The sequence below is a fragment of the Pseudomonas sp. Eqa60 genome (assembly GCF_018326405.1).
In the GTDB taxonomy this organism is placed as follows: Bacteria; Pseudomonadota; Gammaproteobacteria; order Pseudomonadales; family Pseudomonadaceae; genus Aquipseudomonas; species Aquipseudomonas protegens.
Genome location: NZ_AP024342.1, coordinates 2,003,787 through 2,030,338, shown reverse-complemented (window position 1 = coordinate 2,030,338; position 26,552 = coordinate 2,003,787). Strand labels below are relative to the sequence as shown.

At 64.3% G+C, this 26,552-nt stretch carries 24 protein-coding genes, 6 tRNA genes and 1 pseudogene; 11 read left to right on the top strand and 20 right to left on the bottom strand.

All coding sequences use genetic code 11. The annotated features are described in order from the left end of the window. The first annotated feature begins 18 nt into the window (after window positions 1-18). Window positions 19-426 carry a PA2817 family protein gene (locus KI242_RS09210; protein ID WP_123430254.1) on the top strand — a complete coding sequence of 136 codons (408 nt, stop codon included), beginning with the start codon at window positions 19-21 and terminating at the stop codon, window positions 424-426. Window positions 427-532: 106 nt separating this feature from the next. Here the strand turns inward: KI242_RS09210 and KI242_RS09205 are convergent, their stop codons facing one another. After that, a complete protein-coding gene (locus KI242_RS09205) occupies window positions 533-1,486 on the bottom strand; it encodes a LysR family transcriptional regulator (RefSeq protein ID WP_123430253.1) in 954 nt (317 codons plus the stop codon). A gap of 89 nt (window positions 1,487-1,575) precedes the next feature. Here KI242_RS09205 and KI242_RS09200 point away from each other — a divergent pair, with 89 nt between their 5' ends. After that, window positions 1,576-2,202 (top strand): serine-tRNA(Ala) deacylase AlaX, encoded by a 627-nt coding sequence (locus KI242_RS09200; protein ID WP_053156994.1) that lies wholly within the window; start codon window positions 1,576-1,578, stop codon window positions 2,200-2,202. Between the two features lie 41 nt (window positions 2,203-2,243). Continuing rightward, window positions 2,244-2,875, top strand: a pseudogene (locus tag KI242_RS09195) (LysE family transporter). Between the two features lie 121 nt (window positions 2,876-2,996). Here the strand turns inward: KI242_RS09195 and KI242_RS09190 are convergent. The 6 genes from KI242_RS09190 to KI242_RS09165 form a co-directional block, all read right to left on the bottom strand. Continuing rightward, window positions 2,997-3,072: transfer RNA gene (locus tag KI242_RS09190), tRNA-Gly, on the bottom strand. 3 nt (window positions 3,073-3,075) lie between these two features. Further along, window positions 3,076-3,151, bottom strand: a tRNA-Glu gene (locus KI242_RS09185). A 104-nt stretch (window positions 3,152-3,255) separates the two neighbouring features. After that, window positions 3,256-3,331 (bottom strand) — tRNA-Gly (locus tag KI242_RS09180). 3 nt (window positions 3,332-3,334) lie between these two features. Beyond that, window positions 3,335-3,410 (bottom strand) — tRNA-Glu (locus KI242_RS09175). A gap of 105 nt (window positions 3,411-3,515) precedes the next feature. Next, a tRNA-Gly gene (locus KI242_RS09170) sits at window positions 3,516-3,591 on the bottom strand. A gap of 2 nt (window positions 3,592-3,593) precedes the next feature. Then, window positions 3,594-3,669, bottom strand: a tRNA-Glu gene (locus KI242_RS09165). Window positions 3,670-4,048: 379 nt separating this feature from the next. On the opposite strand from KI242_RS09165, the gene KI242_RS09160 reads away from it, so the two are divergent. Continuing rightward, window positions 4,049-4,807 (top strand): hypothetical protein, encoded by a 759-nt coding sequence (locus KI242_RS09160; protein WP_174394967.1) that lies wholly within the window; start codon window positions 4,049-4,051, stop codon window positions 4,805-4,807. 63 nt (window positions 4,808-4,870) lie between these two features. On the opposite strand, the gene KI242_RS09155 is transcribed toward KI242_RS09160, so the two are convergent. Both KI242_RS09155 and KI242_RS09150 read right to left on the bottom strand, forming a co-directional pair. Then, window positions 4,871-6,841: a methyl-accepting chemotaxis protein gene (locus KI242_RS09155; RefSeq protein ID WP_065363412.1), complete on the bottom strand. Its 1,971-nt coding sequence runs from the start codon at window positions 6,839-6,841 to the stop codon at window positions 4,871-4,873. Between the two features lie 175 nt (window positions 6,842-7,016). Further along, complete coding sequence (locus tag KI242_RS09150) at window positions 7,017-7,778, bottom strand: SDR family oxidoreductase (protein ID WP_011060086.1); 762 nt, start codon at window positions 7,776-7,778, stop codon at window positions 7,017-7,019. Between the two features lie 237 nt (window positions 7,779-8,015). Here KI242_RS09150 and KI242_RS09145 point away from each other — a divergent pair, with 237 nt between their 5' ends. Further along, window positions 8,016-9,020 (top strand): NADP-dependent oxidoreductase, encoded by a 1,005-nt coding sequence (locus tag KI242_RS09145; RefSeq protein WP_019095878.1) that lies wholly within the window; start codon window positions 8,016-8,018, stop codon window positions 9,018-9,020. A 105-nt stretch (window positions 9,021-9,125) separates the two neighbouring features. Here the strand turns inward: KI242_RS09145 and pyrF are convergent, their stop codons facing one another. Then, window positions 9,126-9,827: an orotidine-5'-phosphate decarboxylase gene (gene pyrF / locus KI242_RS09140; RefSeq protein WP_011060084.1), complete on the bottom strand. Its 702-nt coding sequence runs from the start codon at window positions 9,825-9,827 to the stop codon at window positions 9,126-9,128. A gap of 317 nt (window positions 9,828-10,144) precedes the next feature. Between pyrF and KI242_RS09135 the strand changes: the two genes are divergently transcribed. The 3 genes from KI242_RS09135 to KI242_RS09125 all read left to right on the top strand — a co-directional run bounded on the left by KI242_RS09135 (window position 10,145) and on the right by KI242_RS09125 (window position 12,689). Next, the gene (locus tag KI242_RS09135; protein ID WP_011060083.1) at window positions 10,145-10,909 is read left to right on the top strand and encodes a response regulator; all 765 of its coding nucleotides are present in this window, start codon (window positions 10,145-10,147) and stop codon (window positions 10,907-10,909) included. Beyond that, the gene (locus KI242_RS09130) at window positions 10,909-11,949 is read left to right on the top strand and encodes a HAMP domain-containing sensor histidine kinase (protein WP_015634685.1); all 1,041 of its coding nucleotides are present in this window, start codon (window positions 10,909-10,911) and stop codon (window positions 11,947-11,949) included. The genes KI242_RS09135 and KI242_RS09130 overlap by 1 nt, the downstream gene beginning before the upstream one ends. Before the next feature lie 113 nt (window positions 11,950-12,062). After that, the gene (locus KI242_RS09125) at window positions 12,063-12,689 is read left to right on the top strand and encodes an EF-hand domain-containing protein (RefSeq protein WP_077933606.1); all 627 of its coding nucleotides are present in this window, start codon (window positions 12,063-12,065) and stop codon (window positions 12,687-12,689) included. Window positions 12,690-12,728: 39 nt separating this feature from the next. Here the strand turns inward: KI242_RS09125 and KI242_RS09120 are convergent, their stop codons facing one another. The 10 genes from KI242_RS09120 to KI242_RS09075 all read right to left on the bottom strand — a co-directional run bounded on the left by KI242_RS09120 (window position 12,729) and on the right by KI242_RS09075 (window position 21,284). Further along, on the bottom strand, window positions 12,729-13,781 hold the full coding sequence (locus tag KI242_RS09120) for an AI-2E family transporter (protein WP_011060080.1): 1,053 nt from the start codon (window positions 13,779-13,781) through the stop codon (window positions 12,729-12,731). Window positions 13,782-13,850: 69 nt separating this feature from the next. Next, entirely contained in the window at window positions 13,851-14,654 is an 804-nt protein-coding gene (locus KI242_RS09115) for a DUF4892 domain-containing protein (RefSeq protein ID WP_053156988.1), read from the bottom strand. Window positions 14,655-14,662: 8 nt separating this feature from the next. After that, complete coding sequence (locus KI242_RS09110; protein ID WP_011060078.1) at window positions 14,663-15,322, bottom strand: glutathione S-transferase N-terminal domain-containing protein; 660 nt, start codon at window positions 15,320-15,322, stop codon at window positions 14,663-14,665. Window positions 15,323-15,372: 50 nt separating this feature from the next. Continuing rightward, the gene (locus tag KI242_RS09105) at window positions 15,373-16,227 is read right to left on the bottom strand and encodes an alpha/beta hydrolase (RefSeq protein WP_041116759.1); all 855 of its coding nucleotides are present in this window, start codon (window positions 16,225-16,227) and stop codon (window positions 15,373-15,375) included. Continuing rightward, window positions 16,224-17,018: an alpha/beta hydrolase gene (locus tag KI242_RS09100; RefSeq protein WP_011060076.1), complete on the bottom strand. Its 795-nt coding sequence runs from the start codon at window positions 17,016-17,018 to the stop codon at window positions 16,224-16,226. Before KI242_RS09100 ends, KI242_RS09105 begins: the two co-directional genes overlap by 4 nt. A 114-nt stretch (window positions 17,019-17,132) precedes the next feature. Further along, window positions 17,133-17,576: a hotdog fold thioesterase gene (locus tag KI242_RS09095; RefSeq protein WP_011060075.1), complete on the bottom strand. Its 444-nt coding sequence runs from the start codon at window positions 17,574-17,576 to the stop codon at window positions 17,133-17,135. A gap of 31 nt (window positions 17,577-17,607) precedes the next feature. Continuing rightward, on the bottom strand, window positions 17,608-19,275 hold the full coding sequence (locus KI242_RS09090) for an AMP-binding protein (protein WP_077933605.1): 1,668 nt from the start codon (window positions 19,273-19,275) through the stop codon (window positions 17,608-17,610). A gap of 171 nt (window positions 19,276-19,446) precedes the next feature. Next, on the bottom strand, window positions 19,447-19,896 hold the full coding sequence (gene sixA / locus KI242_RS09085) for a phosphohistidine phosphatase SixA (protein WP_077933604.1): 450 nt from the start codon (window positions 19,894-19,896) through the stop codon (window positions 19,447-19,449). Continuing rightward, window positions 19,893-20,240, bottom strand: a complete 348-nt coding sequence (locus KI242_RS09080; protein ID WP_077933603.1) for a DUF4389 domain-containing protein — start codon at window positions 20,238-20,240, stop codon at window positions 19,893-19,895. The genes sixA and KI242_RS09080 overlap by 4 nt, the downstream gene beginning before the upstream one ends. Before the next feature lie 18 nt (window positions 20,241-20,258). After that, a complete protein-coding gene (locus tag KI242_RS09075) occupies window positions 20,259-21,284 on the bottom strand; it encodes an NAD(P)H-dependent glycerol-3-phosphate dehydrogenase (RefSeq protein WP_011060071.1) in 1,026 nt (341 codons plus the stop codon). Between the two features lie 195 nt (window positions 21,285-21,479). On the opposite strand from KI242_RS09075, the gene KI242_RS09070 reads away from it, so the two are divergent. The 3 genes from KI242_RS09070 to KI242_RS09060 are packed head-to-tail and all read left to right on the top strand — an operon-like array spanning window position 21,480 to window position 26,441. Beyond that, window positions 21,480-23,606, top strand: coding sequence for a TonB-dependent receptor (locus KI242_RS09070; RefSeq protein ID WP_072444197.1), 2,127 nt, complete (start codon window positions 21,480-21,482; stop codon window positions 23,604-23,606). A 1-nt stretch (window position 23,607) separates the two neighbouring features. After that, complete coding sequence (locus KI242_RS09065) at window positions 23,608-24,543, top strand: ABC transporter substrate-binding protein (RefSeq protein ID WP_174394959.1); 936 nt, start codon at window positions 23,608-23,610, stop codon at window positions 24,541-24,543. After that, entirely contained in the window at window positions 24,540-26,441 is a 1,902-nt protein-coding gene (locus KI242_RS09060; protein ID WP_015634677.1) for an ATP-binding protein, read from the top strand. Before KI242_RS09065 ends, KI242_RS09060 begins: the two co-directional genes overlap by 4 nt. Window positions 26,442-26,552 lie beyond the last annotated feature (111 nt).

Genomic DNA, 26,552 nt, shown 5'->3' with positions numbered 1-26,552 from the left:
GCTCTTGAGGACCCTGTCATGTCCAACATCGTCGCCGATCATCTCGTCCTGCTGGACCACCTGCGCAGCATCCTGGTCGCCGTAGGTGAAGCCGAACAGGTGCCCGAGGAAAGCCATGCGCTGTTCCTGGAGCGCTTCGACGAACTGCGCGCCTCGCTGCCGATCAACCCGATCGAAAGCCAATACCTGGGCCAGGACCTGCTGTGCCAGATCATGCAGCGCTACCCGCAGATCGCCCACCTGGTGCCTCGTGACCTGCTGTGGTTCTTCGCCGGTGACTGCCTGCACTACATGCCCGATGAAGAAATCGACCTGTACCAGGCCCTGGAAGAGCGCCGTTTCGAAGCCGAGCAGAACGACGAGCCCTTCGACTGGAACCAGGAAAAGCAGCTGCTGGCGCTTTCTGCCCAGGACAGCAAGCACTGATCACTGCGCCCGGCGCAACCAAGGCCCGCACGGTTCGCCCGGCGGGCCTTTTTCATGGGCGCCTTTTAGCGCCGGCTTGTCAGAGAATTCGCTGGCAAGCCAGCTCCTACAGCGGGCGTTCCGCTTTGCCCGGGCGGTTGAGGGTCGGCTCCTTGGCCAGGCACTCCACCAGGTAGTCGATGAAAACCCGCAACTTGGGCGGCAGGTAACGGGTCGGTGAATGCAGCAGCCAGGCACCGCCGTGGTAGGAGGCCAGGAAGGTCCACTCCGGCAGCACCTGGACGATCAGCCCCTGCTCCAGGGCATGGCGCGCGGTGAAGTACGGCAGGCTGCCGATCCCCAGGTGTTGCAGCACCGCATCCAGGCGCACCCCGGTGTGGTTGGCCGCATAGCGCCCGCGCACCCCCACCGTGACCGCCTTGCTGCCCTGGGTGAATTTCCAGCGCGCATCGCTGGGGGTCTCGCCCAGGTAGATGCAACTGTGCTGGCGCAGGTCCTGGGGATGGGCCGGGGTACCGTGCTCGGCCAGGTACTGCGGGGTGGCGCAGAGCAGGTGATCGATGCGCAACAGCTGGCGGCCGATCAACCCGGGCGGCGGGCGATCGGTGATGCGGATCGCCAGGTCGACGTTGTCGTCGATCAGGTCGACATCGCGGTCCTCATGCAGCAGTTCCACATCGACCAGGGGATAGCGCCGCAGAAACTCCGGCATGTGCGGGTGCACCACGAAACGCCCCACCGCCTTGGGCACGCTGACCCGCACCACGCCTTCGGCTTCGTGGGTGAACTGGCCGCTGACCTCCATCACCGAACGGGCCGCACTGACCATTTCACTGCAACGCTTGAACACCTCTTCGCCACCGTCGCTCAAGCGCAACTTGCGTGTGGTGCGCTGCAACAACCGGGTGGCCAGGACCTTTTCCAGGCGCGAGATGCTGCGGCTGACCGCCGAAGGCGAGGAGCCCAGCTGGCGTGCCGCCTCGGAGAAGCTGCCGGTCTCCACGACCCTGACGAAAATGGCCATTTCTGCCAGCAAAGGCAGGGGTAGATTTATGCTCATGACGCAATAGTCCATTGAGTTTCGAACGGATTATCACGCAATTGCCCAGGCCGCATAATAAAAAAACACTGAATTCCAGGGTTAGAGAAATGACGCGGCGCCTGTATTACGACAATGACCAGTTACTGACCTCCGTCGAGGTCCTGAGCTGCATCCCCCACGAACAGCAATTCGCGGTCACCCTCAACGCCACGCCCTTCCACCCCCAGGGTGGCGGCCAGCCCAGCGATACCGGCTGGATCGGCCAGGCCGCCGTTCTGCGGGTGGCCCAGGAAGGCGAGCAGATCGTGCATTACCTGGACCAGCCGCTGGAGCCGGGCATTTTCGACGCCCGGGTCGATGAGGCCGCGCGCCTGTTCAACAGCCGCATGCACTCCGCCGGGCACCTGATCGGCCACTTCGTGCAAAGCCAGGGCTGGATACCGATCAAGGCCCATCACTGGCCAGGTGAAGGCCGGGTGTCGTTCAAACCGGCAGAGCAGCCCCGGGAGATCGACGGCGCCAGCGTGCAGGACGCGATTGCGCAGTGGATAGAGGCCGACCTGGAACGGCATAGCACAATGGCGGACGGTTCGCGCCAGATCAGCTTTGGCCAACTGCCGGCCTATGGTTGCGGCGGCACCCACGTCAGCCACCTGCAGCAGCTGGGCGCGGTGCTCATCACCGCGGTCTCACTCAAGAAAGGCACCCTTTCGGTCAGCTATAGCCTCGACTGAAAACGGCCTGCCACTCAATCATCCTGCTTTGCGGAGTCCGCATGCTGTCCAACTATCTTGGCGAGTTCCTCGCCCTGGCCCTGGTTCACTTTCTCGCGGTGGTCGCTCCCGGGCCGGATTTTGCCGTGACCATCCGCCAGAGCGTGCGCTTTGGCCGCATGACCGGGGTCTGTACCGCCCTGGGCATCGGCGCCGGCATCTCGGTGCACGTGCTCTACACCCTGCTGGGGTGGGCGCCCTGATGCACGCTACGCCCTGGTTGCTGAGCGCGGCCAAGCTGCTGGGCGGCGCCTACATTCTGTACTTGGGTATCAGCCTGCTGCGCAGCAAGGCCAAGACCAGCCTTCCCGGCGAGGCGCCCACCGATGAGCCCCAACAGACCTTGCTGCGAGCCTTTACCACGGGGTTTCTGACCAATGCCACCAACCCCAAGGCGACCCTGTTTTTCCTGGCGATCTTCACCACCCTGGTCAGCGCCACCACCCCACTGAGCATCCAGGCCCTATATGGCGCCTGGATGTGCCTGGTGAATGCGCTGTGGTTCGTGATCGTCGCGCTGTTCTTCTCCAGCTCTCGGGTGCGCTTGCTGTTCATGCGCCTGGGGCACTGGTTCGAGCGCTGCATGGGGCTGATCCTGCTGCTGTTCGCCGGGCGGTTGCTGCTGTCGCTGTAGGCAAGGCAAACGACAAAGGCCCGCGCAGGTGTACTGGCGGGCCTTTTTGCTGGGCACTGGCTGCAGAGTTGAATCGCAGGCAAACAAAAACGCCGCTCAATGAGCGGCGTTCTTGTGAATTTGGAGCGGGAAACGAGACTCGAACTCGCGACCCCGACCTTGGCAAGGTCGTGCTCTACCAACTGAGCTATTCCCGCAAATGGCGTCCCCTAGGGGACTCGAACCCCTGTTACCGCCGTGAAAGGGCGGTGTCCTAGGCCACTAGACGAAGGGGACACGCTAACCGCAACACATGGTGTGTGTTTCGGCGCCCAGAGCCGCGTCCAAAGACTCGGGTTCTGGTTTCACTCAGCCCCGCCCGAAGGCAGTGCTGCTTAAATTGGAGCGGGAAACGAGACTCGAACTCGCGACCCCGACCTTGGCAAGGTCGTGCTCTACCAACTGAGCTATTCCCGCAAATGGCGTCCCCTAGGGGACTCGAACCCCTGTTACCGCCGTGAAAGGGCGGTGTCCTAGGCCACTAGACGAAGGGGACACGCTACCCGGAACACATGGTGTGTGTTTCGGTGTCCAGAGCCGCATCCGAAGACTTGGGTTCTGGTTTCACTCAGCCTCGCCCGAAAGCCAGACTGTTTAAAATTGGAGCGGGAAACGAGACTCGAACTCGCGACCCCGACCTTGGCAAGGTCGTGCTCTACCAACTGAGCTATTCCCGCAATGGCGTCCCCTAGGGGACTCGAACCCCTGTTACCGCCGTGAAAGGGCGGTGTCCTAGGCCACTAGACGAAGGGGACACGCTACAGCATTCACTTCCTTCAACGTTTTGCTATTTGCTTTCCGTTGAAAGTGGCGCGCATTCTATGGATGCTTTGGGAGGCCGTCAACCCCCAGATATAATTTTATTTAAATCAATGACTTCGGAGCTGTTTTAGGCCCGCTTCAGGGTTTTCTGCCGTCCGCGCTTTGACGCCTATATTCTGGCACTCGACAAGGCGTTATAGTCCTCCACAGCCGGTGATGGCAATTTGAACCCTTGGATCCCCCGAGGCAAATGCCACCTATATAAGCAGCACAATCCATGCCCGGCTCGTCGAGCGGCGCTATGCGTCTAAATGCCAAGCCACTACACTCGCACGCGAATCCCATAACGAGGTTTTAACGGTGACACCACTCATGATCACCCTGCTGGTAATAGCCGGGATCGCACTATTGATCGCCATTGGCTACATGAACCATGTGGTGGAAAACAACAAACTGGAAAAAGCCCGCACCAAGGTCGAACTCAATGATCGCCTGCGTCGTTGCGGCGAGATCACCGAAACCTTCCCCGGCCAGTTCATGTCACCGGCCCTCAAGCTGCTGCTGACGCGCCTGGAGCTGAACGTCGTTCAGCGCATGCTCAACCTCGATAAAACCGACAGCACCCTCAAGGCTCGCCTGGCTGAGCTCAATACCCTGGTGGGCCAGGGCGAGTCGATCCCGGTGAACAACCCACCGGCACCGATCCAGACCGAAGCCAAGGCCAAGGACGTGCGCTTCCTGCTGGAGGCTATGCACGGCCAGGTCACTCGCGCCGCCCACGACGGTTTCCTGCAGCCCAACGAAGCCAAGCGCTGGATCAAGGAGATCCGCCACATCCTGGTGCTGCTGCATATCGAGTTCTTCAACAACCTGGGCCAGTACGCCCTGCAGCAGAATCAGCCGGGCCAGGCCCGGCTGGCCTTCGAGCGTGGCGTGCAGTACCTGCGCAAGCAGCCGGACCCGGCGGTCTACAAGGAGCAACTGGAATACCTGGACAAACTCCTGGCCCGGGCCAATGCCATGGTGCTGTCGACCCTGGAACCTGCCCCGGACGAAGACAACCAGCTGACCCAGGGCCTCAAGACCGTGGAAGCCGACGCCGACTGGAAAAAGAAAGCCATCTACGACTGACAGAAAAAACCCTTGCCCGGAACACCCGGGCAAGGGTTTTAGAACGCTGCGCCCTCCCCGCCGCTACAAGCGGAAATGCCCCACCATCCCCTTCAGTTCCACGCCCAACTGCGCCAGCTCGATGCTCGACGCGGCGTTGCCCTGCATCGCCAGGGACGACTGATCGGCACTGGCGCGAATGCTGGTGACACTGCGGTTGATCTCTTCGGCCACCGAACTCTGCTGCTCGGCCGCAGCGGCGATCTGCTGGTTCATCTGCTGGATCAATGACACCGCCGCGGCAATGCTACCCAGGGCGCTTTCGGTCTGCAGGGCATCGCTGACCGCCAGCTTCACCAGCTCGCCACTGCTCTGGATCTGCCGCACCGAGGAGTCGGCCGCCGCGTGCAGAGCCGTCACCAACCGGGCGATCTCTTCGGTGGACTGCTGCGTGCGTTTCGCCAGGGCCCGCACTTCATCGGCCACCACCGCAAATCCCCGGCCCTGCTCCCCGGCCCTGGCGGCTTCGATAGCGGCGTTGAGGGCCAGCAGGTTGGTCTGCTCGGCCACGCTCTTGATCACATCCAGCACGCTACCGATGTTGTCGATTTCCGCGCTCAGGCTCTCGATACCACTGCTGGCACGGCTGGCGGAATCCGCCAGTTGCTCGATGCGCTGCATGCTCTGGCGCACCACTTGCTGGCCACTTTCGACCTTGTCGTCCGCCGCCTGGGCGGCTTGGGCGGCCTCCTCGGCATTGCGCGCCACATCGTGCACCGTGGCGGTCATCTGATTCATGGCCGTGGCCACTTGCTCGGTTTCTTCCTTCTGGGTGCTGACTTCCAGGTTGGTCTGCTCGGTCACCGTGGACAGCGACTGAGCCGAACTGGCCAGTTGCTCGATCCCCGCCTGCAGGCCACTGACAATGCCGCTCAGGCCGCTGCCCATCTGCTGCATGGCCTGCATCAACTGACCGATCTCGTCACGTCGGGTCACCTCCACGGTCGCGGTCAGATCACCGGCGGCAATCTGCTGAGCCACGTGCATCACACTGCGCAACGGGCGCACGATCAGGCGGGTGACGCTCAAGGCCGCCAACAGCCCCACCAACAGCGCCAGGGCCGAGGAGCCGATGATCAGCAGGGAGTTCTTGTCCAGTTCCCCCAGCATCGAATGCTCTTGCGCCCCGTACGCCTGATCAACCCGCGCCATCACCTGGGCGGCGCGCTCATGCAACTGCTGATAGACCTGCTTCTCCTGGGCCAGCAACCCGGTGTACTCGTTGAGCTTCTCGCTGAAGTTGCCGATGTGCCCCGAGACTTCGTTGAGCACCGTCTGATAGCCCGCATCCTTGACCGTGGCCTTCAACTGCTCGGCCTGGGCCAGGGCCTGATCGGCCTGCTCGATCTTGCCCTGCTCGGCGGGCTCCTGGTCGCCGCCCTTACGGTTCTGATCCAGGCGCAACCGGGCCTCATTCATGGCCTGCAGCATCAGGCGTGAAACCTGGCTGATCTGATTGGCCTGCTCGATGAATTCGGCACCATCCTTGCCCTGGGATTCCTTGAGCGTATAGGCACCGTCATCCGCCAGCCCGGCCTGCAGCACGTCCAGGTTATTGGCCACGCTGGACACCGACCAACTGGCCATTTCCAGGGCCAGGTCCTTGGCCTGGGTCAGCTCGACGAACTCGTCGAAGGCCTTGCGATAGTCCGCCAGCGCCAGCTCCACATCGCCCATCGCGGTCTGGTTGGCCGCCGACCGCACCTTGAGCTGCTGGGCCAGGGCCTGCAGGCCTTCCAGGCTTTCATGCAGGCTGTCCACGGTCTTGCTGTCGCCGTGCAGGGCGTAGTCCTGCTCCTGCAGCCGCACCTTGAGCACGCCGCTATTGAGCTGGGACATCTGCTTGAGGCCATCGAAGCGCTGGCTGATGGTCTGCAGGGACCAGACACCGATCCCCGCCACCAGAGCGGTTAGGAGCAACACCAGGGCAAACCCGATGCCCAGTTTCTTTGCCATGCCCAGGTTGGCAAAACGTCCACTTGCGGCCGAAGTCATGGTGCGCAGTCCCCTTCCAATCCCCAATGGCAATAGGGCCATCTTGTCTTGGCGAAGGGTCGCAACGGCATGCACCGGCGCACAAGTCTCTGACATCGGAATAATGGCAAAAAGCTACGCCGAGGTCGTTTTCAGGACACTGGAGGTCGATTCCATCGGGCCCCGGCCATCGGCATCAGATCGCGGTGGCCCCGCCGTCGACCGCCAGTGCATGGCCGGTGGTAAAGGCCGCGCCATCGCTGCACAGGTAGAGCACCGCACTGGCGATCTCCTCGACCTTGCCGATGCGCCCCACCGGGTGCATGGCCGCGGCGAACTCGGCCTTCTTCGGGTCCGCCTCGTAGGCACGGCGGAACATGTCGGTGTCGATCACCGCCGGGCATACCGCGTTCACGCGGATTTTCTTCTTCGCATATTCGATGGCCGCCGACTTGGTCAGGCCGATCACCGCATGCTTGGAGGCCGCATAGATGCTCATCTTCGGCGCCGCGCCCAGGCCCGCCACCGAGGCGGTGTTGACGATCGCCCCACCGCCCTGGGCCAGCAGCAGCGGCAACTGGTACTTCATGCACAGCCAGACCCCTTTGACGTTAACCCCCATGATGGCGTCGAACTCATCCATGGAGCCCTCCGCAAGGCGGCCCTTTTCGATCTCGATACCGGCATTGTTGAAGGCGTAATCCAGGCGCCCATAGGCTTCGATGGTGCGGGCCATGAGGCTTTGCACATCCGCCTCCAGGGTAACGTTGCACGGCACGAACAATGCCTCGCCACCGGCCTCGCGGATCAGCGCCACGGTGCCCTCGCCCCCCGCCGTGTCCAGGTCCGCCACCACCACCTTCAAGCCTTGTGCGGCAAATGCCTGGGCGGTGGCGCGGCCGATACCATTGGCTGCGCCGGTCACCAGGGCCACCTGGCCGGAAAACGTCATGCTCATTGCAGGAATCCTCGATCGAATGCGGGTCAGCTACCCGGCCCAATCTAGCCACAGCCGGGGCTGGTGGCGTCAGCACTATCAAAAGCCCGGTTGGATGCTCATGCATTCTGGTGATGAATCTGCCGGGGGCTTTATCAGGGCGATCGATTGGCCTCCATTCGCTGCAGCGGCAAACCTTGCGGCACCGAGGCCAAGGGGCTATCAACTAGGGGTTCATTCATCCCACGAGTGCCTGCCATGACCGCCCTGACCAATCGCCAGTTCCTGCTCGCCAAACGCCCCATCGGACCGGCCACCCGCGATACCTTCACCTACCAGCAAGTGGCAGTGGGCGAGCCCGCCGCCGGGCAGATCCTGGTGCAGAACCAATACCTGTCCCTGGACCCGGCCATGCGCGGCTGGATGAACGAGGGCAAGTCCTACATTGCCCCGGTGGCCATCGGCGAGGTCATGCGCGCCCTGGGCGTGGGCCAGGTAATCGCCTCCAGCCACCCCGGTTTCGCGGTGGGCGACTACGTCAATGGTGCACTCGGCGTGCAGGACTACTTCCTCGGCGAGCCCCGGGGCTTCTACAAGGTCGACCCCAAGCTGGCCCCGCTGCCGCTCTACCTGTCAGCCCTGGGCATGACGGGCATGACCGCCTACTTCGCCCTGCTGGACGTGGGCGCGCCCAAGGCCGGCGACACCGTGGTGCTGTCCGGGGCCGCCGGCGCGGTGGGCAGCATTGCCGGGCAGATCGCCAGGATCAAGGGCTGCCGCGTGGTGGGGATTGCCGGCGGCCAGGACAAGTGCCGGTTCCTCATCGACGAGCTGGGTTTTGACGGCGCCATCGACTACAAGAACGAAGACGTCCACGCCGGCCTCAAGCGCGAGTGCCCCAAAGGCGTCGATGTGTATTTCGACAACGTCGGCGGCGACATCCTCGATGCCGTGCTCAGCCGCCTGAACGTCAAGGCGCGGGTGGTGATCTGCGGCGCCATCAGCCAGTACAACAACAAGGAGGCGGTCAAGGGGCCGGCCAACTACCTGTCGCTGCTGGTCAACCGGGCGCGCATGGAGGGGTTCGTGGTGATGGACTATGCCGCGCAGTTCGCCGAAGCCGGGCAGGAAATGGCCGGCTGGATGGCCAAGGGGCAGCTCAAGAGCAAGGAGGATATTGTCGAGGGCCTGGAAACCTTCCCGGAAACCCTGGGCAAGCTGTTCAGCGGCGAGAACTTCGGCAAGCTGATACTGAAAGTCTGAATCCGTAGGAGCCGGCTTGTCGGCGATCCGCAACGGCGGCCGGAAAGGGCCGCCAACCGCAAAACCGCTATCGCCGGCAAGCCGGCTCCTACAAGAGGAAGCGTGTTACAGGGCCAGTTCGGCCACGACGTCGGCCAGGGCCTTGGCCGGATCTGCCGCCTGGCTGATGGGGCGACCGATCACCAGGTAATCGGAGCCGGCATCCAGGGCCTGGCGCGGGGTGAGGATCCGCCGCTGGTCGTCCTGGGCGCTGCCCGCCGGTCGAATCCCCGGGGTCACCAGTTGCAGGGACGGATGGGCGCTCTTCAGGGCCTGGGCTTCCAGGGCCGAGCACACCAGGCCGTCCATGCCGGCTTTCTGCGCCAGGGCAGCCAGGCGCAGCACCTGCTCCTGGGGCTCGATGTCCAGGCCGATACCGGCCAGGTCTTCACGCTCCATGCTGGTAAGCACGGTGACGCCGATCAGCAACGGCTTGGGGCCGCTGCGCTGGTCCAGCACTTCGCGGCAGGCAGCCATCATGCGCAGGCCGCCGGAGCAGTGCACGTTGACCATCCACACGCCCATTTCCGCGGCGGCCTTGACCGCCATGGCGGTGGTGTTGGGAATATCGTGGAACTTCAGGTCCAGGAACACTTCGAAACCCTTGTCCCGCAGGGTCCCGACAATCTCGGCGGCGCAGCTGGTGAACAGCTCCTTGCCGACCTTGACCCGGCACAGTTTGGGGTCCAGTTGATCGGCCAGTTTCAGTGCGGCGTCACGGGTGGGGAAATCCAGGGCGACGATGATAGGAGTCTGGCAGGCGGACATGAAGGGGCTCTCAGGCAAGTCGAAATCGGCGCGGATTGTAGCGCAAGCCGCGCCGCTCCGGGACCCGATCAGAGGTAAATCCTCCTCAACGGTGCGCAAGAAGGCCGATTGCCCCGGCAATCGCTCCCCCACGCCACGGCATTTGTATCAACCTCGATACACTGACGACACGTGGGCAACAATCCCCGGCGCTACCCTCGCCAGCCGCAACACCTTCGAACAGCACTTCCAGCCCCCGGGCCGGACGCCTATGCTGAAGCCACAACCCCGCCGCCGCCCTAAGGCGCCGGCAGCCTACCTGGCAGACGACCGCACCCATGCAGAACACTTCAGCCCCTCTCAACGAAGACGCCAAAGCATTGGTCAGTGGCGACGACAAACGCTGGAACACCCGGGCCCTGATCGTCGACGACGACGTGCCGATCCGCGAGTTGCTGATCGACTACCTGGCGCGTTTCAACATTCACGCCAGCGGCGTCACCGACGGCGCGGCGATGCGCCAGGCCCTGCAGGCCGAGCACTTCGACGTGGTGGTGCTGGACCTGATGCTGCCCGGCGAAGACGGCCTGTCCCTGTGCCGCTGGCTGCGTACCGAATCGGACATCCCGATCCTCATGCTCACCGCCCGCTGCGAGCCCACCGATCGCATCATCGGCCTGGAGCTGGGGGCCGACGACTACATGGCCAAGCCTTTCGAGCCACGGGAACTGGTGGCCCGGATCCAGACCATCCTGCGCCGGGTGCGCGACGATCGCAGCGAGCAGCGGGCCAATATCCGCTTCGACAACTGGCGCCTGAACAGCGTGCTGCGCCAACTGATTTCCGCCGATGGCCTGGTGGTGCCGCTGTCCAACGCCGAGTTCCGCCTGCTCTGGGTGTTCATCGAGCGCCCGCGCCGGGTACTGAGCCGCGAACAATTGCTGGACGCCGCCCGCGGCCGATCCATCGAGGCCTTTGATCGCAGCATCGACCTGCTGGTCTCGCGCCTGCGGCAAAAGCTCGGCGACGATCCGAAGTCGCCGCAACTGATCAAGACCGTGCGCGGTGAAGGCTACCTGTTCGACGCCCGGGACATCGGCTGATGCGCGGGCGGTTCGATACGCTGTTCGGCCGCCTGTTCGGCGTCCTGCTGATCGCGATCGTCCTCGCCCACCTGCTGGCGTTCTTCTGGTTTCACCACTACGGCCCGCCCCCGCCGCCGCCCCCTCCCGATTCGGCGCAGTTGATCAATGGCCAGCCGCCGCCCCCTTATTCAAGGCGCCCGCCACGGCCCTGGTTCGGCGGCCCGCTGGTGCCCCTGACGTTCCAGTTCATCTCCCTGATCATCGCTGCCTGGTACGGCGCCAAGCTGTTGTCGCGGCCGATCCAGCGCCTGAGCGCCGCCGCCGAGCGTTTGAGCGAAGACCTCGACAGCCCGCCCCTGGAAGAGGTGGGCCCAAGGGAAGCCCGGCAAGCGGCCAGCACCTTCAACCAGATGCAGAAACGCATCCGCGAGCAGGTGCAGCAACGCGGGCGCATGCTCGGTGCCGTCTCCCACGACCTGCGCACCCCGTTATCAAGGCTGAAACTGCGCCTGGAGCAGATCGAGGACAGCAAGCTGCAAGGGCAGATGCGCCAGGACCTGGACGACATGATCAAGATGCTCGACGCCACCCTCAGCTACCTGCACGAACAACGCACCAGCGAGGCCGAGCAATGGATGGACGTGCAGGCCCTGGTGGAGTCGCTGTGCGAGAACGCCCAGGACCAGGGCGCCGACGCTCAGGCCCAGGGCCATTGCGCGCCGCTGCTGGTGCAACCCATGGCGTTGCAGTCATGCCTCAACAACCTGCTGGACAACGCCCTGCGCTACGCCGGCCAGGCAACCCTGGCCCTGGAGGACGACCGCGGGCAACTGCTGATCCGGGTCATCGACCACGGCCCGGGGATTGCCGCCGACAAGCGTGAAGCGGTGTTCGAGCCATTCTTTCGCCTGGAAGGCTCGCGCAACCGCAACTCCGGCGGCGTCGGCCTGGGCATGACCATCGCCCGAGAAGCAGCGGAGCGCCTGGGCGGCCAACTGATCCTCGAAGAAACCCCCGGCGGCGGCCTGACCGCGGTATTGCGTCTACCCAGGCCTTGAGCGCCTTGTGTGGCGGCAGGTACAAACCGCCAATACCCAGGACAACTCCCCCCTGAGGCTGCTTGGGCCGGTGTCCCCCCACCGGTTCTATTCATCCGCAGGGAGTGAGCCCCATGATCGATAGCCTCAGCAGCAACTATTCGAGCTATTACAGCTCCAGCACCACCAACCGTGGCCAGCAATTGCACAAGGAGCTGTTCGCCAAGCTCGACAGCAACGGTGATGGCGCGGTGGATCAGGACGAGCTGAAAAACGCCCTGTCGCAGAAAAGCGACAACGGCATCCTGGTCAGCCTGAGCAAGAATTTCAACGACCTGGACAGTGACGGCAGCGGTAGCTTGAGCAGCGATGAAATGGCCGCCATGGCCCCTCCTCCGCCCAAGGACCGCGCCCCCGATACCCAACTGGCGGATGCCCTGCTCGGCGCCCTGGACAGCGATGGCGACGGAGTCATCAGCAGTGACGAACTGAGCACTGCCCTGCAAGCCTCGGGCAACAGCTCCACCAGCAGCGACACCAGCTCGGCTCTGCTGAAGATTCTCGACAGCGATAGCAGTGGCGGCATCAGTAGCGATGAGCTCAAGGCCGCGTTGCAGGCCGGAAGCAACCAGGACAGCGCCCCCCAGGACCCGCAGGCCAACCTCGCCGAAGCTCTGGGCAAGATGATCGCCAGCTTGAGCAAGCAGTATCAGTTGGACACCAGCAGCAGCCTCGGCGGCAGCGTCAACGTCGCTGCCTGACGTCCATTGCCGCTCCCGGGGGGAGCGGCAATCGGTGGTTCAACGCGGCTCCTGGGCCCGGGCCTGGCTGGCGCTCCAGTCCAGCAACAGGCTGTAGGCCACCGCCAGCAGCGTCGGGCCGATGAACAGGCCGATAAAGCCGAAGGCGATCAGGCCACCGAACACTCCCAGCAGCACGATCACCAGCGGCAGGTTGCCGCCGCGGCTGATCAGGTACGGTTTGAGCACGTTGTCCACGCCGCTGATGATGAAAGTGCCCCAGATCCCCAGGAACACCGCCATGCCATATTCGCCTTTCCAGGCCAGCCAGGCGGTAGCCGGGATCCATACCAGGGGCGGGCCCATGGGAATCAGGCTGAGCAGGAAGGTGACGATCCCCAGAACCAGCGCCCCGGGCACTCCGGCAATCAGGAAGCCGATCAGCGCCAGCAGGCCCTGGGCCGCCGCGGTGCCGATCACCCCGTTGACTACCCGTTGCACGGTGCCAGCCACCAGGTCGATGTAGTAGCCGGCGCGCTCGCCGATCAGGCGCTCCAGCAACTTGTGCACGAACAGCGCCAGGCGCGGGCCATCGCGGTAGAAGAAAAACACGAAGACGATGCTCAGGGTCAGTTCCAGAATGCCGCCGCCGATCTGCGCGCTGCGAGCCAGCAGCCAGTTGCCCACCTGCCCCAGATAGGGTTTGACCGCCAGCATCAGGGCCGCGCCCTGCTGGTCGATGCTGTTCCACAAGCCCACCAGGCGCTCGCCCACCAATGGCAGGTTGCCGAGCCACTCTGGAGCGGCGGGCAGGCCGTCGACCTGCACGTCCTTGATGAAGGCCGTGGCATCGCGCACATGGTCCGCCAGGTTGAGGCCGAGCCAGACCAGCGGCGCGGCCACCAGCACCATCCAGCCCAGGGTCAGCAGGGCCGCTGCCAGGGATTCTCGGCCATTGAGCCAGCGGGTCAGCAGGCGCATCAGCGGCCAGCTGGCAAACGCCAGCACGGCGCCCCAGAACAGCGCTGACCAGAAAGGCGCCATGACCCAGAAGCTGGCACCGAACAACACCAGGAGCAGGATCTGCACCAGCAGGCGATCGTTATTGGGCATGAAATGTCTCGCGCAAGAAGAACCAGTGAAGAGTAGGCGAACCCGCGAGCGCGGGCTGCCTGAAACAGCTTAACGCAGTAGTTCGAAATGCAGGCCTGCTGCGTCGGTGTTACCGGTTTCCATCCGCGAGGCCAGCACGCCCTGGCCAATCAGCGCCTGGCGCCAGGCTTCGGCCTGCTTGCCGGACAGGCTGATGCGCAGGGTGGTGTCCAGGTTCAGCCCGCGGGACAGCAGGTTGAGCCAGGTGGGCTGGGGCTCGGCGAGTTTCGGCAGGTCCAGCTTGCCGGTGTCCTTGAGCTGGCGCAGCAGGGTGGCCGAAGTGGGTAGCAGGTCCCCCAGCGGCGCGCTGGCGTCGAACTGCTCCACATGCAGGTAGGCCCGGCGGTTACCCCGGGTGATGCTGTACAGGGCTACCAGGGAGTTGTCCTGGGGCGCCGCCAGCCGCAGCAGCAGGTAGGCCTGCTGTTCATCGGCGCCAAACAGCTTGGCGTTGCCGAATACTTCGTTGGCCCACAGGCTGCTTTCACCGCAATCGCGGGCCTGGCACCAGAACAGCAGCTCGGCGCCCTGCTTTTGCAGCGCCTCCCTGGCCAGGGTGAAGGCTTCGTTGGATGTGCGCTCGGCGGGCAACTGGTAAGTGATGGCGGTGAGCTTGCCGCGGGCATTGACCTGGCCATCGAAACGCAACTGGCCGCTGATACGGCGGATCGAACCCAGGGGGTAGACGCGCTCCTGCTCCACTTCGGGGCGGTAGTCGACGATCTGTGCATCGGTCAGACGGGGGACCAGGGGCAGGTCGTGGCTGCCCGGCAGATCGGCGGCAAGCACCAGGGTACTTGCCAGGGACAGGCCCAGAACACTGATTGAACGCATGGAAACTCTCATCGGATAAGCATGGCCTGGGCGCCCTTGACGACGCTGGCATCGTCGCTGCGTTGTGGAACCTGCAAGCCTCGCTGCACCGCAGGACGGGCCTCCAGGGCCGCCATCCAGCGTTGCAACGCCGGCAGGCCCTGCACCGAAACCCCGGACCATTCATGGCCGCGCACCCAGGGGAAGGTGGCGATGTCGGCAATGCTGTAGTCGCCGGCCAGGTACTCGGCCTGTTGCAGGCGGCTGTCGAGCACTTCGTACAGGCGCCGGGTCTCGTGCTGATAACGGTCGATGGCGCCCTGCAGCTTCTCCGGGAAATAGCGGAAGAACACATTGGCCTGGCCCTGCATGGGCCCGACCCCGCCCATCTGGAACATCAGCCATTGCATGACCAGCGAACGGCCCTTGGGATCGGCCGGCAACAACTGGCCAGTGCGTTCGGCCAGGTACACCAGGATCGCGCCGGACTCGAACACCGGAAAATCGCCATTGTCGCGATCGACGATGGCCGGAATACGCCCATTGGGATTGATCTTCAGGAACGCTGGGGCCTTTTGCTCCTTCTTGTCGAAACTCAAGGCGTGCACCTCATAGGGCAGGCCGAGTTCCTCAAGCAGGATGGAAACCTTGTGACCATTGGGGGTCGCAGCGGTGTACAGATCTATCATGGTTGTCTCCCATTTCAACCCGCCCAGCCTCGACAGTTGATCCCGTCAAGTCAAGGAACGGCGAAAAACCGATTGAAACAGTCTGCGACAAAGGTGGCACCCGCCTCGTCGTTGAGGTGCAGGTGATGCCCGCCGGGCAACTGCTCAACGCTGAAGGGTAGACGCTGCAACAAGGCCTGGTGCTTGGCCAGCATGCCATCGGCCGCCACCACCAGTTGCGTCGGGCAGGCGACCCGCTGAACAAAGGACATGGCCTGCTCCTCTGTCAGGCGCAGCGGCGAAGCCAGGGTCAGGCGGCTGTCGCTGCGCCAGGTATAGCCCCCGGGCACCGGCATCAGGCCGCGCTGGGCCAGCAGTTCGGCCGCCTCGCGGCTGACCGCCACCAGGCCCTTCATGCGCGCCTCGATGGCCCGCTCCAGGGTGGCGTACACCGGCTTGCTCTTGTTCTGCAGATTCAGCTGTGCCTGCAACGCCATGCCCAGGCGCTCGGCGGCGTCCTCGCCATTGGCCGTCGGCGGGATCACCCCATCGATCAGGGCCAGGTGGCTGACCCGCTCCGGCATCGCCGCCGACAGCACCAGCGAGACGATCGCCCCCAGGGAATGACCGATCAGGGCAAAGCGCTTCCAGCCCAGTTGCTCGGCGGCTTGCAGCACGTCATAGACGTAGTCCCACAGGGCATAGCCGGCCCCCGCCGGGCGATGCCCGGAATGACCGTGGCCGGCCAGGTCCAGGGCAACGATGCGCAGGCCGGCGAGCTTGGGCGCCAGCCGGGCGAAGCTGTTGGCGTTATCCAGCCAGCCATGCAGGGCGATGACCGGCAGACCGTCCTCGGGCCCAAACAGATGGGCCGCCAGTTCGATGTGCGGCAGGTTCAGGCGGACTTCTTCGACGGCGTGGCTCATGCAGGGCTCCGTTGCCAGCGTGTGAACAGCTCCTTGAGCAGCGCCGCGGTGTCCTGGGGGCGCTCAAGGGGAAACATGTGGCCACCGGGCATGGTCAGCGACTCGCCCAGGGGCATGCGCCCGACGGCACTGGTGTGATGGCGCATCACCACCCGGCTCTGCTGTCCGCGCACCACCGCCAGCGGTACCTTGAGCTGGCGCGCACTGCCCGGGCTGGTATGAGGCACGCCGCGGTAGATGCTGATTTCCGTGGCCGGGTCAAAACGCAGGCGCAAGCGATCCCCCACCTGCTGCAGGCCGTGCTGCAGGTAAGCATCCAGGCAATCGGGATCGAAGGCCCGGAACAGCGTCTTGCGGGAGAAGTAACTGCGGGCGGCCTCGATGTCGGCAAACTCTTCGCGACGCCCCAGGGTGCGCCCGGCCGGAGTCAGCCGGTCGATGAAGCCCAGGCGCTTGGCGGCGCGGATCACCCATTGGTCGGCCCGGGTCAGCACCGGCGAATCGAGCATCACCACCCCCCGATACAGCTCCGGGCAGCGCAGGGCCGCGTGCAGATGCAGCACACCACCCAGCGAATGCCCCACGCCCCAGACCGGCTGGGCCTGCTGTTGCAGGTGATGGATCAGTTCATCCACCAGGCTGCGCCAGTTGTCGTCCACCGGAAAGCGCGGGTCGTGGGCATGCTGCTGCAGATGAGCCACCTCGAATTCCGGCGCCAGGGCAGCAAACAACTTGCCATACGTGCCGGAGGGAAACCCATTGGCGTGAGCGAAAAACACCTGTTGCGACATACCGACCTATCCATCCACCAAACGAACACCGATTGTCCGCAGGCCCTGGCACCAGGGCAATGACCGTAACGGACAGGAATGCTGACACCCAGGCTCAGCCTATGGCGCGTTGCCTCATTGCGCCGGCGGGTTCTGCCCGAGGGGCACTACCGCCATGGTCAGGCGCGAGACGCAACTGGCCTTGCCTTCATCACTGCTCAGGCGGATGTCCCAGACATGGGTGGTGCGCCCGATATGAATGGCCTTGGCCACCGCCGTGACCCGCCCGGTGCGCAAGCCCCGCAGGTGATTGGCATTGATCTCCAGCCCCACGCAGTAGAACTTGCTGGCGTCGATGCACAGGTAGCTGGCCATGGAGCCGACGGTTTCCGCCAGCACCACCGAGGCCCCGCCGTGCAGCAGCCCGTAGGGCTGGTGGGTGCGATGGTCGATGACCATGCTCGCGGTCAGTGACTGCTCGTCATAGGACTCGAAGCGAATATCCAGCACTTCGCCGATGGTGTTCTTCTGGATCGCGTTCAGTTGCTCGATGTTCGGAGTGGTGCGCCATAGACTCATCGCCGCTTCCCTTATGGGTGGTTATTGTCGGTCAATCCTGCCACAGCACGGCTTCGCTGCGCTCGCTCCAGGCTTGAAAACTGCCGCCATAGGTGGCTTCGATCACATTGCGCTTGATCTTCAGGGTTGGAGTGAGAAAGCCGTTTTCCACCGCCCAACTGTCCTTGACTACCACCAGCCGATGCAGCCGCTCGTGCTTGTCCAGGCTGCCATTGACCTGGGCCAGCAGGCTTTCCAGGCTGCTGTGCAAGCCTTCCCGGGCACTGCCGGCGGCGGCCTGCGCACCCGCAGCCGAAAGCACGCACAGGCCCAGGGGGGCAATCAGCCCGTCGCCCACCACGCACACCTGCTCGATATGGGCATGCACCGCCAGGCGGTTCTCGATGGGCGCCGGGGCCACGTACTTGCCCTTGCTGGTCTTGAAGATCTCCTTGAGCCGGCCGGTCAGGCGCAGGTTGCCGGCGGCATCCTGCTCCCCCTTGTCGCCGGTGCGCAGGAAACCATCCTCGGTAACGGTTTCGGCGGTCTTCTGCGGGTCCTTGAAATAGCCCAGCATAGTGGCTCCGCTGCGTACCTGAACCTCCCCCGCCTCGTCGATGCGCACCTCGACTTCCGGGCAGGGCCGGCCAATCCAGCCGGGCACATGCTCACCGGAGCGGCCGATATGGGAGTAGCCGCAGCTCTCGGTCATGCCGTACACCTCCAGCACGTCCAGCCCGAGGCGTCGATACCAGTGCAACAGGGTCTGGGGCACCGGTGCCGCTCCCGACAGCGCCACCCGCAACGCGTCCAGCCCGAGCCCGCTCAGCACCTTGTGGCCGACACGCTTGCCGATAAAGGGCAGGCCCAGGAGAAAATCCAGGCGCTTGGCCGGCACCTTGCTGTAGACCCCCATCTGGAACTTGGTCCAGATCCGCGGCACGCCAAACAGCGCGGTGGGCCGGGCTCGCTGCAGGTCGGCGAGGAAGGTGTCCAGGCTTTCGGCAAAGAACACCGTCTGCCCGGTATAGATCGCCGCCATCTCGACAAACATGCGCTCGGCCACGTGGCACAGGGGCAGGTAGGACAGCAGCCGGTCCTCGGGGCCCAGGCCGAACATCTGCACACCATGGCTGGCGGCAAAGCCCAGGTTGCCGAAACTGTGCATCACGCCCTTGGGCAGCCCAGTGGTGCCGGAGGTATAGATGATGGTGGCCAGCTGATCGGCCGCAGGGCTCGGGCTATCCTCGATCGGCGGACAGCGCTGCAGGTCCTCCCAACTGAAATCGAAAGGGCCTTCGGGGGCCAGGGGCAAGCGGATGGTGGGCAGCCCGGCCTTGATCCCGAGCGCCATTTGCGGCCAGTCGTCCAGCTTGCCGATAAAGGCCAGGGCCGACTCGGAATGCTCCAGCACCTGGGCTACCGACTCGGCCGTGAGATTGGGATACAACGGCACCGAGACATGCCCGGCGATCCAGATCGCCAGGTCGGCAATGACCCAGTGCGCGGAGTTCTTGCCAATGATTGCAATGTGGCTGCCGGAAGGCAGCTGGCGCTCGCGCAGCCATTGGGCGGCACGCCGGGCCTGCTGGCCCACGTCGAACCAGTTCAGCTCCTGCACCTGCCCGCCGGCACTGGGCTGGACCAGAAAGCGCTGCTGGGGATGACGAGCCTCGCGCTCGTAGAACACTTGCAGGGGCAAACGAAAAGCAGCAGACATGACTCGCTCCTTTGTTCTTATTCTGTTCGCGACACCAACCAAGCACTTGCTTGGTGGACTATTCCACGCACAAAGGAGCGCTGCAAGTTAAGAAATGTAGCGGATCGCAACCGGGGATCGGTGGGTTCGAGACAACAACGGCGGCCCGGGCATGCCCTGCCGCCGCGTCCATCAAGAGTGTGTCACGGCATTCAAGGTCATCAGCCCTGCCAGGGGCCAGTCGCCTTCGAGCTCCGCCAGGCTGGCGGTGTTCATCGGCTGCGGATCACGCAGGTGGCCGTGCTGCAACAGGCCGATCAGGTTGCCCACCAGGGGTTGATGGCTGACCAGCAGCAGGTTGTCGGCACTGTCCAGTTGCTCCAGCACCTGCAGCGGGTTGGCCTCGGGGGTGAGCCAGGGCACGGTGCGGATCTCGCCTTCGAACCCCAGGGCCTCGCGCACCAGCTGTGCAGTCTGCTGGGCACGTACATAAGGGCTGGCGAGGATCGCGGCGATGGACTGGCCGATCAGGTGCGCGGCACTGCCCAGCACTTCCTCGCGACCGTGGGCCGTGAGGTTGCGCTGGGCATCGGTCGGCGCATGGGACTCGGCCTGGCCGTGACGCAGCACCCACAGCTTCACAGCTTGGGCTCCTCGTCACGCACCGGGTGAGGCGCTGGCGGCACGCTATGGGGAGCTTCGCCTTCAGGCGCCCGGGGAGCGGGCCAATCGGTGAACGGCCAGGGTTTCTGTTCGGTATGGAAGCTGCCGAAACGGCCGATCTGCGCCAGGAACTGGCTCAGGCTATCGCCGAAGTTCATCAGGCCGGCATTCGGCGCGCCGTAGATCAGGCGATAGATCAACTGCACCAGCACCAGCGCGCCCAGGAGAAACTGCGCCACCTGCCACACCAGCACGAATATCAGCATCCACAGCACCCGCAGGAGGATGGACTCGTATTTGGCTTCGGAATTCGTATCGTTCATGTCTGGCTCCTGTGCTGCTCAGTTGAATCCGCTGGTGGAGATAAAGTCGACGTCGGTTTTCGGCTCGCCGCGCATCAAGAGCTCGATTACCTGGTTCAGCGTACGCCCTTCGAACAGGATCGCGTGCAGGCCGGCCACCAGCGGCATGTAGACCCCCAGCTCCTGAGCCTTGACCTTGAGCACCTTGAGGGTGTTGACGCCCTCCGCCACCTCACCCAGGCGGGTCACCGCCTCTTCCAGGCTCAGGCCCTGGCCCAGGGCAAAGCCCACCTGGTAGTTGCGGCTCTTGGGCGAGGAACAGGTGACGATCAGGTCGCCGACCCCGGCCAGGCCGAGGAAGGTCATGGGGTTGGCGCCCTGGCTCACGGCAAAGCGGGTCATTTCCGCCAGCGCCCGGGTAATCAGCATGCTCTTGGTGTTTTCCCCCATGCCCAGGGCCACCGCCATGCCGGCGATGATCGCGTAGACGTTCTTCAGCGCCCCGCCCAGTTCCACACCGAAGCGGTCGGCACTGGCATACACACGGAAGGTGCGGCCGTGCAGCGCGGCCTGGACCCGCTGACAGAGCTCTTCGTCTTCACTGGCGACCACGGTGGCGGTCAGGGCGTGCTCGGCCACTTCCCGAGCCAGGTTGGGGCCGGAAAGTACGCCGATGCGCGCTTGCGGGGCGATGTCCTGGAGGATCTCGCTCATCAGCTTGAAGGTCTGGGCCTCGATGCCCTTGGTCAGGCTGACCAGCAGCTTGCCGCGGAGCAGCTCGGCGTGGGGCGCCAGCACCGAGCGCAGGGCGCTGGAGGGCAAGGCGACAAAGCACAGGTCACTGTCATTGAGGGTGGCCAGCAGGTCGGTGACCGGCTCCACCGCCGGATGAATCTTGATGCCCTTGAGATAGCGCGGATTCTCGCGGTTGACCCGAATGGCCTCGGCCTGCTCGGGATCGCGCATCCACTGCCGCACCCGATGACCGTTCTCGGCCAGCAGATTGGCCACGGCGGTACCAAAACTTCCGCCTCCCAGGACCGCAATAGGGCGCTGTTGTGTCATATGCAATCCGTTAATCCATAGCAGTGGCGATGGCGGCATTATACGGGGCGGTTTTCTCACCACCAGCCCCAGGGGCCATTCAGGCAACCTGTCGGGAACACGTGGAGTCATTCGGGGAATGTCGGGCTTATCGACTGGAAAACTCGACTATCTCGGTTAACATGCGCGCCTTCCATCAAGATTCAAGGCTGTGTCGTGTCCGCTGGCCCCTCACCTCTTCGTCTGTCGCTGCTGCTGGGCATGCTGTTCGGCCACTCGGTGCTGGCCGACGATCTGTTCCTGGACGGCACCGCCCTGCCCGAGGTCCTCACCGCCACCCGCCTGAAACAGTCACCTGCCGCGGTTCCCGGCAGCATGACGGTGCTCGACAACGAGTTGATCAAGGCCAGCGGCGCCCGGGACATCAGCGAACTGCTGCGCCTGGTGCCGGGGATGATGGTCGGCGCCATCAGCGGCAACCAGGCCACGGTCAACTACCACGGCACCAACGCCAGCGAAGCCCGGCGCATGCAAGTGCTGATCGACGGGCGTTCGGTGTATCGCGCCGGCCTGGCGACAGTGGACTGGAGCGATATCCCGGTGGCCATGGAAGACATCGAGCGCATCGAGGTGTTTCGCGGCCCCAATACCGTCAGCTACGGCGCCAACGCGCTGATGGCGGTGGTCAACATCATCACCCGCGCCCCGGCCAACAGCCATGGCACGCGGGTCAAGCTGACCCGGGGCCAGCGCGGCATCAGCGACTGGTACGCCAGCCAGGGTACCGGCTGGGAAACCGGCGACCTGCGCCTGTCGCTGTCGGGGCAGGAAGATGATGGCTTCGACAAGAATCGCCTGGGGGCCGACTACCGCGACAGCAAGCGCTTGAACCGCTTCAGTCTGTCCGTGAGCCAGATGCTCAATGAACAGCAGAGCATCGACTGGCAGTTGAATGCCAAGGAAGGCACCAACCAGCGGCCCTATACCTATCAGCCGGTGTTCCACGGGGTAACCCAGCAAGGCAACAACTCCGATGTGGTGGCCAAGGACTACGCCGGGTCACTGCGCTGGAACCTGGAGCTCAATCCACAGCACAGCCTTTATATCCAGGGCTCGGCCCAACACTGGGACCGCCAGCAGACCTGGCGTGCCTGCGACGCGGCAATTTCCTTCAGCCCCGAGCTGACACGCCTGTGGCAACTCAACCCGAACTACGCCGAGCGCCTGGCGCGCCACATGCCCGATTATTTAAGCGCGACGCCCGGTGGAACCCCGACGGAACAGGCATTGGCCAACCAGGTCATCGACCAATGGAAAACCGGCGGCGGCAAGAATACGGTCTGCGGCAACATCGACCAGAGCTCTCGGGAAACCCGCTACGACCTGGAGCTGCAGGACACCCTGAGCCTCAGCGACAACCTGCGGCTGGTCAGCGGCATGAACTATCGTTACGACCGGGCCGACTCCGAAACCTACTTCAACGGCACCCTCGACGACACCACCTGGCGCCTGTTCGGCCAGCTGGAGTGGCGGGCCAGCGAACATTGGCTGATCCAGGGCGGGGCTATGTACGAAGACACCCAGCTGACCGGCAACTCCCTGACCCCGAGGATCGCGGTCAACTACCTGATCAACCCGCGCCACGGCTTGCGGGCGGTGTATTCGGAAGCCATCCGCTCCCCGGACATGTTCGAGAACAACGTCAACTGGAGCTACCGGGTCACCGGCCTGAGCACCCCGGTCTACGGCCAGAACAGCGCCCAGTACTTCGTCAAGACCCGTGGCCCCGGCAACCTCGACCAGGAGCACATGCGTTCCCGGGAACTGGGCTACAACGGTTACTTCGTCGACCAGGCGCTGAACCTCGACATCAAGCTGTTCTATGACGAAATCACCGGGATGATCAGCGAGCCGCTGCGCAACAACCAGTACATCGCCAGCAACAGCAACGCCTCACGCTTCGCCGGTACCGAGAGCCAGCTGGACTGGCAACTGAGCCGCGCCGACCGCCTGCGCCTGACCTACGCCTACGTCCATGCCCAGGCCAGCAACCGCCTGGACCAGCGCCTGACCGCCAGCAACAGCGGCTCCGCCGGCTGGCTGCGCAATTGGGGCCAGGGCTGGTCCAGCGCGCTCTTCTACTATGGCGACAGCGCCCTCAACGGCTACCGATTCGAACGGGTCGACACCCGCATCGCCAAGCGCCTGGCCCTGGGCAGCAAGACCAGCCTGGAACTGGCCGGCACCCTGCAGCAACGGCTCGACCACCAGCCCACCACCTTCGCCGACAATCTCTACGACTCGCGCCACGTGGTCTACTTCAGCGCGGAGCTCGAGTTCTGACATGGGCCACTGTCGGCCCTGGAAGGCCCTGCGCATACATCGTCGCCTGTGCCTGTGCCTGTGCCTGCTGGTACTGGGCATGCTGCTGGGCAACCCGTTGTGGGCGGCCGATGTGCTGCTCACCGCCAGCGACGACAACAGCAGCGTGCGCACCTTCACCGAAGAACTGGCCGCCCAGCGCCCCCGGGACCAGGTGCGCTTCGTCCCCCTGGCCCAACTGCCGCCGCCGGGCCAGTTGCCCGGCAGCACGCGCCTGATCCTGCTGGACCCGCAAAGCCTCGACTGGCGCCTGCAAGATCCCTTGGGCCCGCCGACCCTGGTCCTGCGCATCAGCCGCCTGCAGGCCCAACAGCGCCTGGCGCAAAGCCCTCATCCACGGTTGAGCCTGCTGTGGAGCGATCCGCCCCTGGAGCGCCAGTTACGCCTGATCCGCAGTGTTCTGCCGCAGGTGCGCCGGGTTGGGGTGCTGTACAGCGCCGACAGCCGGTTCCTGCTCAAGGAGCTGCACCTGGCCGCGCAAACCCTGAACATGGAAATCATCGCCGAACCCTGGGACAGCACCAGCGACAGCCGCCCGCTGCAGAACCTGCTGCGCAACAGCGAAGTGCTGCTGGGCCTGGATGATCCGAAGCTGTACAACCCGAAAACCGTGAAGAACCTGCTACTGAGCAGCTACGCCCGGCAACAGGCGCTGATCGGCCCCAATGCCGGCTTCGTCCGGGCCGGCAGCCTGGCCAGCACCTACAGCGACCAGCAGGACTGGCTGCAGACCCTGGACAGCCTGCTCGACCAACCGCCGGCTCGCTGGCCCCGCGCGCTATACCCGACGGCTTTCAAAGTAATGAGCAACCCACAGGTGGCACGCTCGCTGGGCATCGAGGAAATCGACCCGCAGGCCGTTGCGCGCCAGTTGAGTGAAGGAGAGAAGCACCCATGACATTGCGTCGCCGATGGGATATCCAGACCCGCACTCAGCTCATCAGCCTGGGCCCGGCCCTGCTCCTGACCCTGCTGCTGATCAGCTTCTTTACCTTCGTGCGTATCCAGGACTTGCGCCAGGAGCTCAACCACACCGGGCAACTGATCGCCAATCAACTGGCGCCAGCCACCGAGTACGGGGTGATCTCCGGCAACAACGAGGGCCTGGAGAGCCTCCTGCAGGCAACCCTGGCCACACCTCATGTGCACTTCCTGGAAGTGCAGGACAGCGCCAACAACATCCTGGTGTACGTGGAACAGCCCTCGGCCAGCCACAACCACGCGCAGCAGATCAAGGTATTCCAGGCCCCGGTACGCCTGCAGCGCATCCAGGTGCACAACGACTTTCTGCAGAACGACCCGGCCAGCGTGGCCGCCCAGGGCGATGGTTACCTGGGCCGGGTGATCGTCGGCATGTCCAACGACGCCTTCAGCCAGCGCCAGCAGGAAATCCTCCTCAAGGCCGCCATCCTCGCGCTGTTCGCCCTGCTCTTCACCTTCCTCTTGGCCCGGCGCCTGGCGGCCGGCCTGGCACAGCCGATCCGCGCCATGGGCGATGCGGTGAAGGCAATCCAGGAAGGGGATTTCAAGACCCCGCTGCCGATCGTCGACGATGGCGAGCTGGGCAACCTGGCCCGGCACATCAACAACCTCGCCGCCGGCCTGGAACTGGCCAGCCGCGAGCAGCACCAGGCCATGTCCCAGTTGATCCAGACCCGGGAAGAGGCGGAACGGGCGAACAAGGCCAAGTCGGATTTCCTGGCGATGATGAGCCACGAGCTGCGCACACCGATGAACGGTGTACTGGGCATGCTGCAACTGCTGGAAACCACCCAGATGACCCAGGAACAGAGCGAGTACGCGGCGCTGGCGTCGGAATCCACCGAACACCTGCTGAAGGTGATCAACGACATCCTCGACTTCTCCCGCATCGAACGCTCGGCCCTGGAACTGGAGCACATCCCATTCAACCTTGCCGAACTGATCACCAGCTCGGCCCAGGCCTTCCAGCACAGCGCCCTGCAACGCGGCCTGGACTTGCAACTGCGGCTGCCGCCGGGCATGGAGTCGCTGCAGGTCAAGGGCGACCCGACGCGAATCCGGCAGATCCTGGTCAACCTGATCGGCAACGCCCTGAAATTCACCGAGCAGGGCAGCATCACCATCGAGCCCCAGTGGCAGGCCCTGGATCACGAACTGTTGTGGTTCACCTGCGCAGTGCGCGACAGCGGTATCGGCATCAGCCCGGCCAGCCTGGAGCTGATGTTCGACGCCTTCCAGCAGGCCGACAGTTCGATTTCCCGTCGCTATGGCGGCACCGGCCTGGGCCTGCCCATCGCCCGCACCCTGGCCGAGCGCATGGGTGGCACCCTGCGGGCCCAGAGCGAGGAAGGCCGAGGCTCGGTGTTCACCCTGGAAATCCCCCTGGCGCTGTTCCAGCAGAGCCTGCCGGTACTGGCCCCGCGGGTGAGCAGCAATCAGCACTCCGGTGAAGGCCGCAACGTGCTGCTGGTGGAAGACAACCCGGTGAACCAGACCGTGATCCAGGCCATGCTGCGCAGCCTGGGGTTCACCGTGAGCATCGTCACCGACGGCGCCCAGGCGGTCCGCAGTGCCGAAAGCCTGATCTTCGAGGCGATTCTGATGGATTGCCGACTGCCGCTGGTCGACGGCTATGAGGCCACCCGGCAGATCCGCCAACTGCCCGGTTGTGCCGATTTACCGATCATCGCCCTGACCGCCAACGCCTTGCAGGGCGACCGTGAAGCCTGCCTTGCAGCGGGCATGAACGACTACCTGGCCAAGCCTTTCAAGCGCGCGGATCTGCAGCAAATTCTCCAACGTTGGGTGCAATAACCGGCTATTTTCCAACAGCTACGACTGGCGTCATGGGCGAAAGTGCGGCAGTCTTAGGCACCCGACGGGGCCCTGAAAAGGCCCTCAAAAAAAATTTCAGTGCACAAGTGT

Excerpts from the sequence above, each read along its gene's own strand:
- KI242_RS09210 (WP_123430254.1), top strand. The coding sequence starts at position 19 with ATGTCCAACATCGTCGCCGATCATCTCGTCCTGCTGGACCACCTGCGC.
- KI242_RS09205 (WP_123430253.1), bottom strand. The coding sequence starts at position 1,486 with ATGAGCATAAATCTACCCCTGCCTTTGCTGGCAGAAATGGCCATTTTC.
- KI242_RS09200 (WP_053156994.1), top strand. The coding sequence starts at position 1,576 with ATGACGCGGCGCCTGTATTACGACAATGACCAGTTACTGACCTCCGTC.
- KI242_RS09160 (WP_174394967.1), top strand. The coding sequence starts at position 4,049 with ATGATCACCCTGCTGGTAATAGCCGGGATCGCACTATTGATCGCCATT.
- KI242_RS09155 (WP_065363412.1), bottom strand. The coding sequence starts at position 6,841 with ATGACTTCGGCCGCAAGTGGACGTTTTGCCAACCTGGGCATGGCAAAG.
- KI242_RS09150 (WP_011060086.1), bottom strand. The coding sequence starts at position 7,778 with ATGAGCATGACGTTTTCCGGCCAGGTGGCCCTGGTGACCGGCGCAGCC.
- KI242_RS09145 (WP_019095878.1), top strand. The coding sequence starts at position 8,016 with ATGACCGCCCTGACCAATCGCCAGTTCCTGCTCGCCAAACGCCCCATC.
- pyrF (WP_011060084.1), bottom strand. The coding sequence starts at position 9,827 with ATGTCCGCCTGCCAGACTCCTATCATCGTCGCCCTGGATTTCCCCACC.
- KI242_RS09135 (WP_011060083.1), top strand. The coding sequence starts at position 10,145 with ATGCAGAACACTTCAGCCCCTCTCAACGAAGACGCCAAAGCATTGGTC.
- KI242_RS09130 (WP_015634685.1), top strand. The coding sequence starts at position 10,909 with ATGCGCGGGCGGTTCGATACGCTGTTCGGCCGCCTGTTCGGCGTCCTG.
- KI242_RS09125 (WP_077933606.1), top strand. The coding sequence starts at position 12,063 with ATGATCGATAGCCTCAGCAGCAACTATTCGAGCTATTACAGCTCCAGC.
- KI242_RS09120 (WP_011060080.1), bottom strand. The coding sequence starts at position 13,781 with ATGCCCAATAACGATCGCCTGCTGGTGCAGATCCTGCTCCTGGTGTTG.
- KI242_RS09115 (WP_053156988.1), bottom strand. The coding sequence starts at position 14,654 with ATGCGTTCAATCAGTGTTCTGGGCCTGTCCCTGGCAAGTACCCTGGTG.
- KI242_RS09110 (WP_011060078.1), bottom strand. The coding sequence starts at position 15,322 with ATGATAGATCTGTACACCGCTGCGACCCCCAATGGTCACAAGGTTTCC.
- KI242_RS09105 (WP_041116759.1), bottom strand. The coding sequence starts at position 16,227 with ATGAGCCACGCCGTCGAAGAAGTCCGCCTGAACCTGCCGCACATCGAA.
- KI242_RS09100 (WP_011060076.1), bottom strand. The coding sequence starts at position 17,018 with ATGTCGCAACAGGTGTTTTTCGCTCACGCCAATGGGTTTCCCTCCGGC.
- KI242_RS09095 (WP_011060075.1), bottom strand. The coding sequence starts at position 17,576 with ATGAGTCTATGGCGCACCACTCCGAACATCGAGCAACTGAACGCGATC.
- KI242_RS09090 (WP_077933605.1), bottom strand. The coding sequence starts at position 19,275 with ATGTCTGCTGCTTTTCGTTTGCCCCTGCAAGTGTTCTACGAGCGCGAG.
- KI242_RS09080 (WP_077933603.1), bottom strand. The coding sequence starts at position 20,240 with ATGAACGATACGAATTCCGAAGCCAAATACGAGTCCATCCTCCTGCGG.
- KI242_RS09075 (WP_011060071.1), bottom strand. The coding sequence starts at position 21,284 with ATGACACAACAGCGCCCTATTGCGGTCCTGGGAGGCGGAAGTTTTGGT.
- KI242_RS09065 (WP_174394959.1), top strand. The coding sequence starts at position 23,608 with ATGGGCCACTGTCGGCCCTGGAAGGCCCTGCGCATACATCGTCGCCTG.
- KI242_RS09060 (WP_015634677.1), top strand. The coding sequence starts at position 24,540 with ATGACATTGCGTCGCCGATGGGATATCCAGACCCGCACTCAGCTCATC.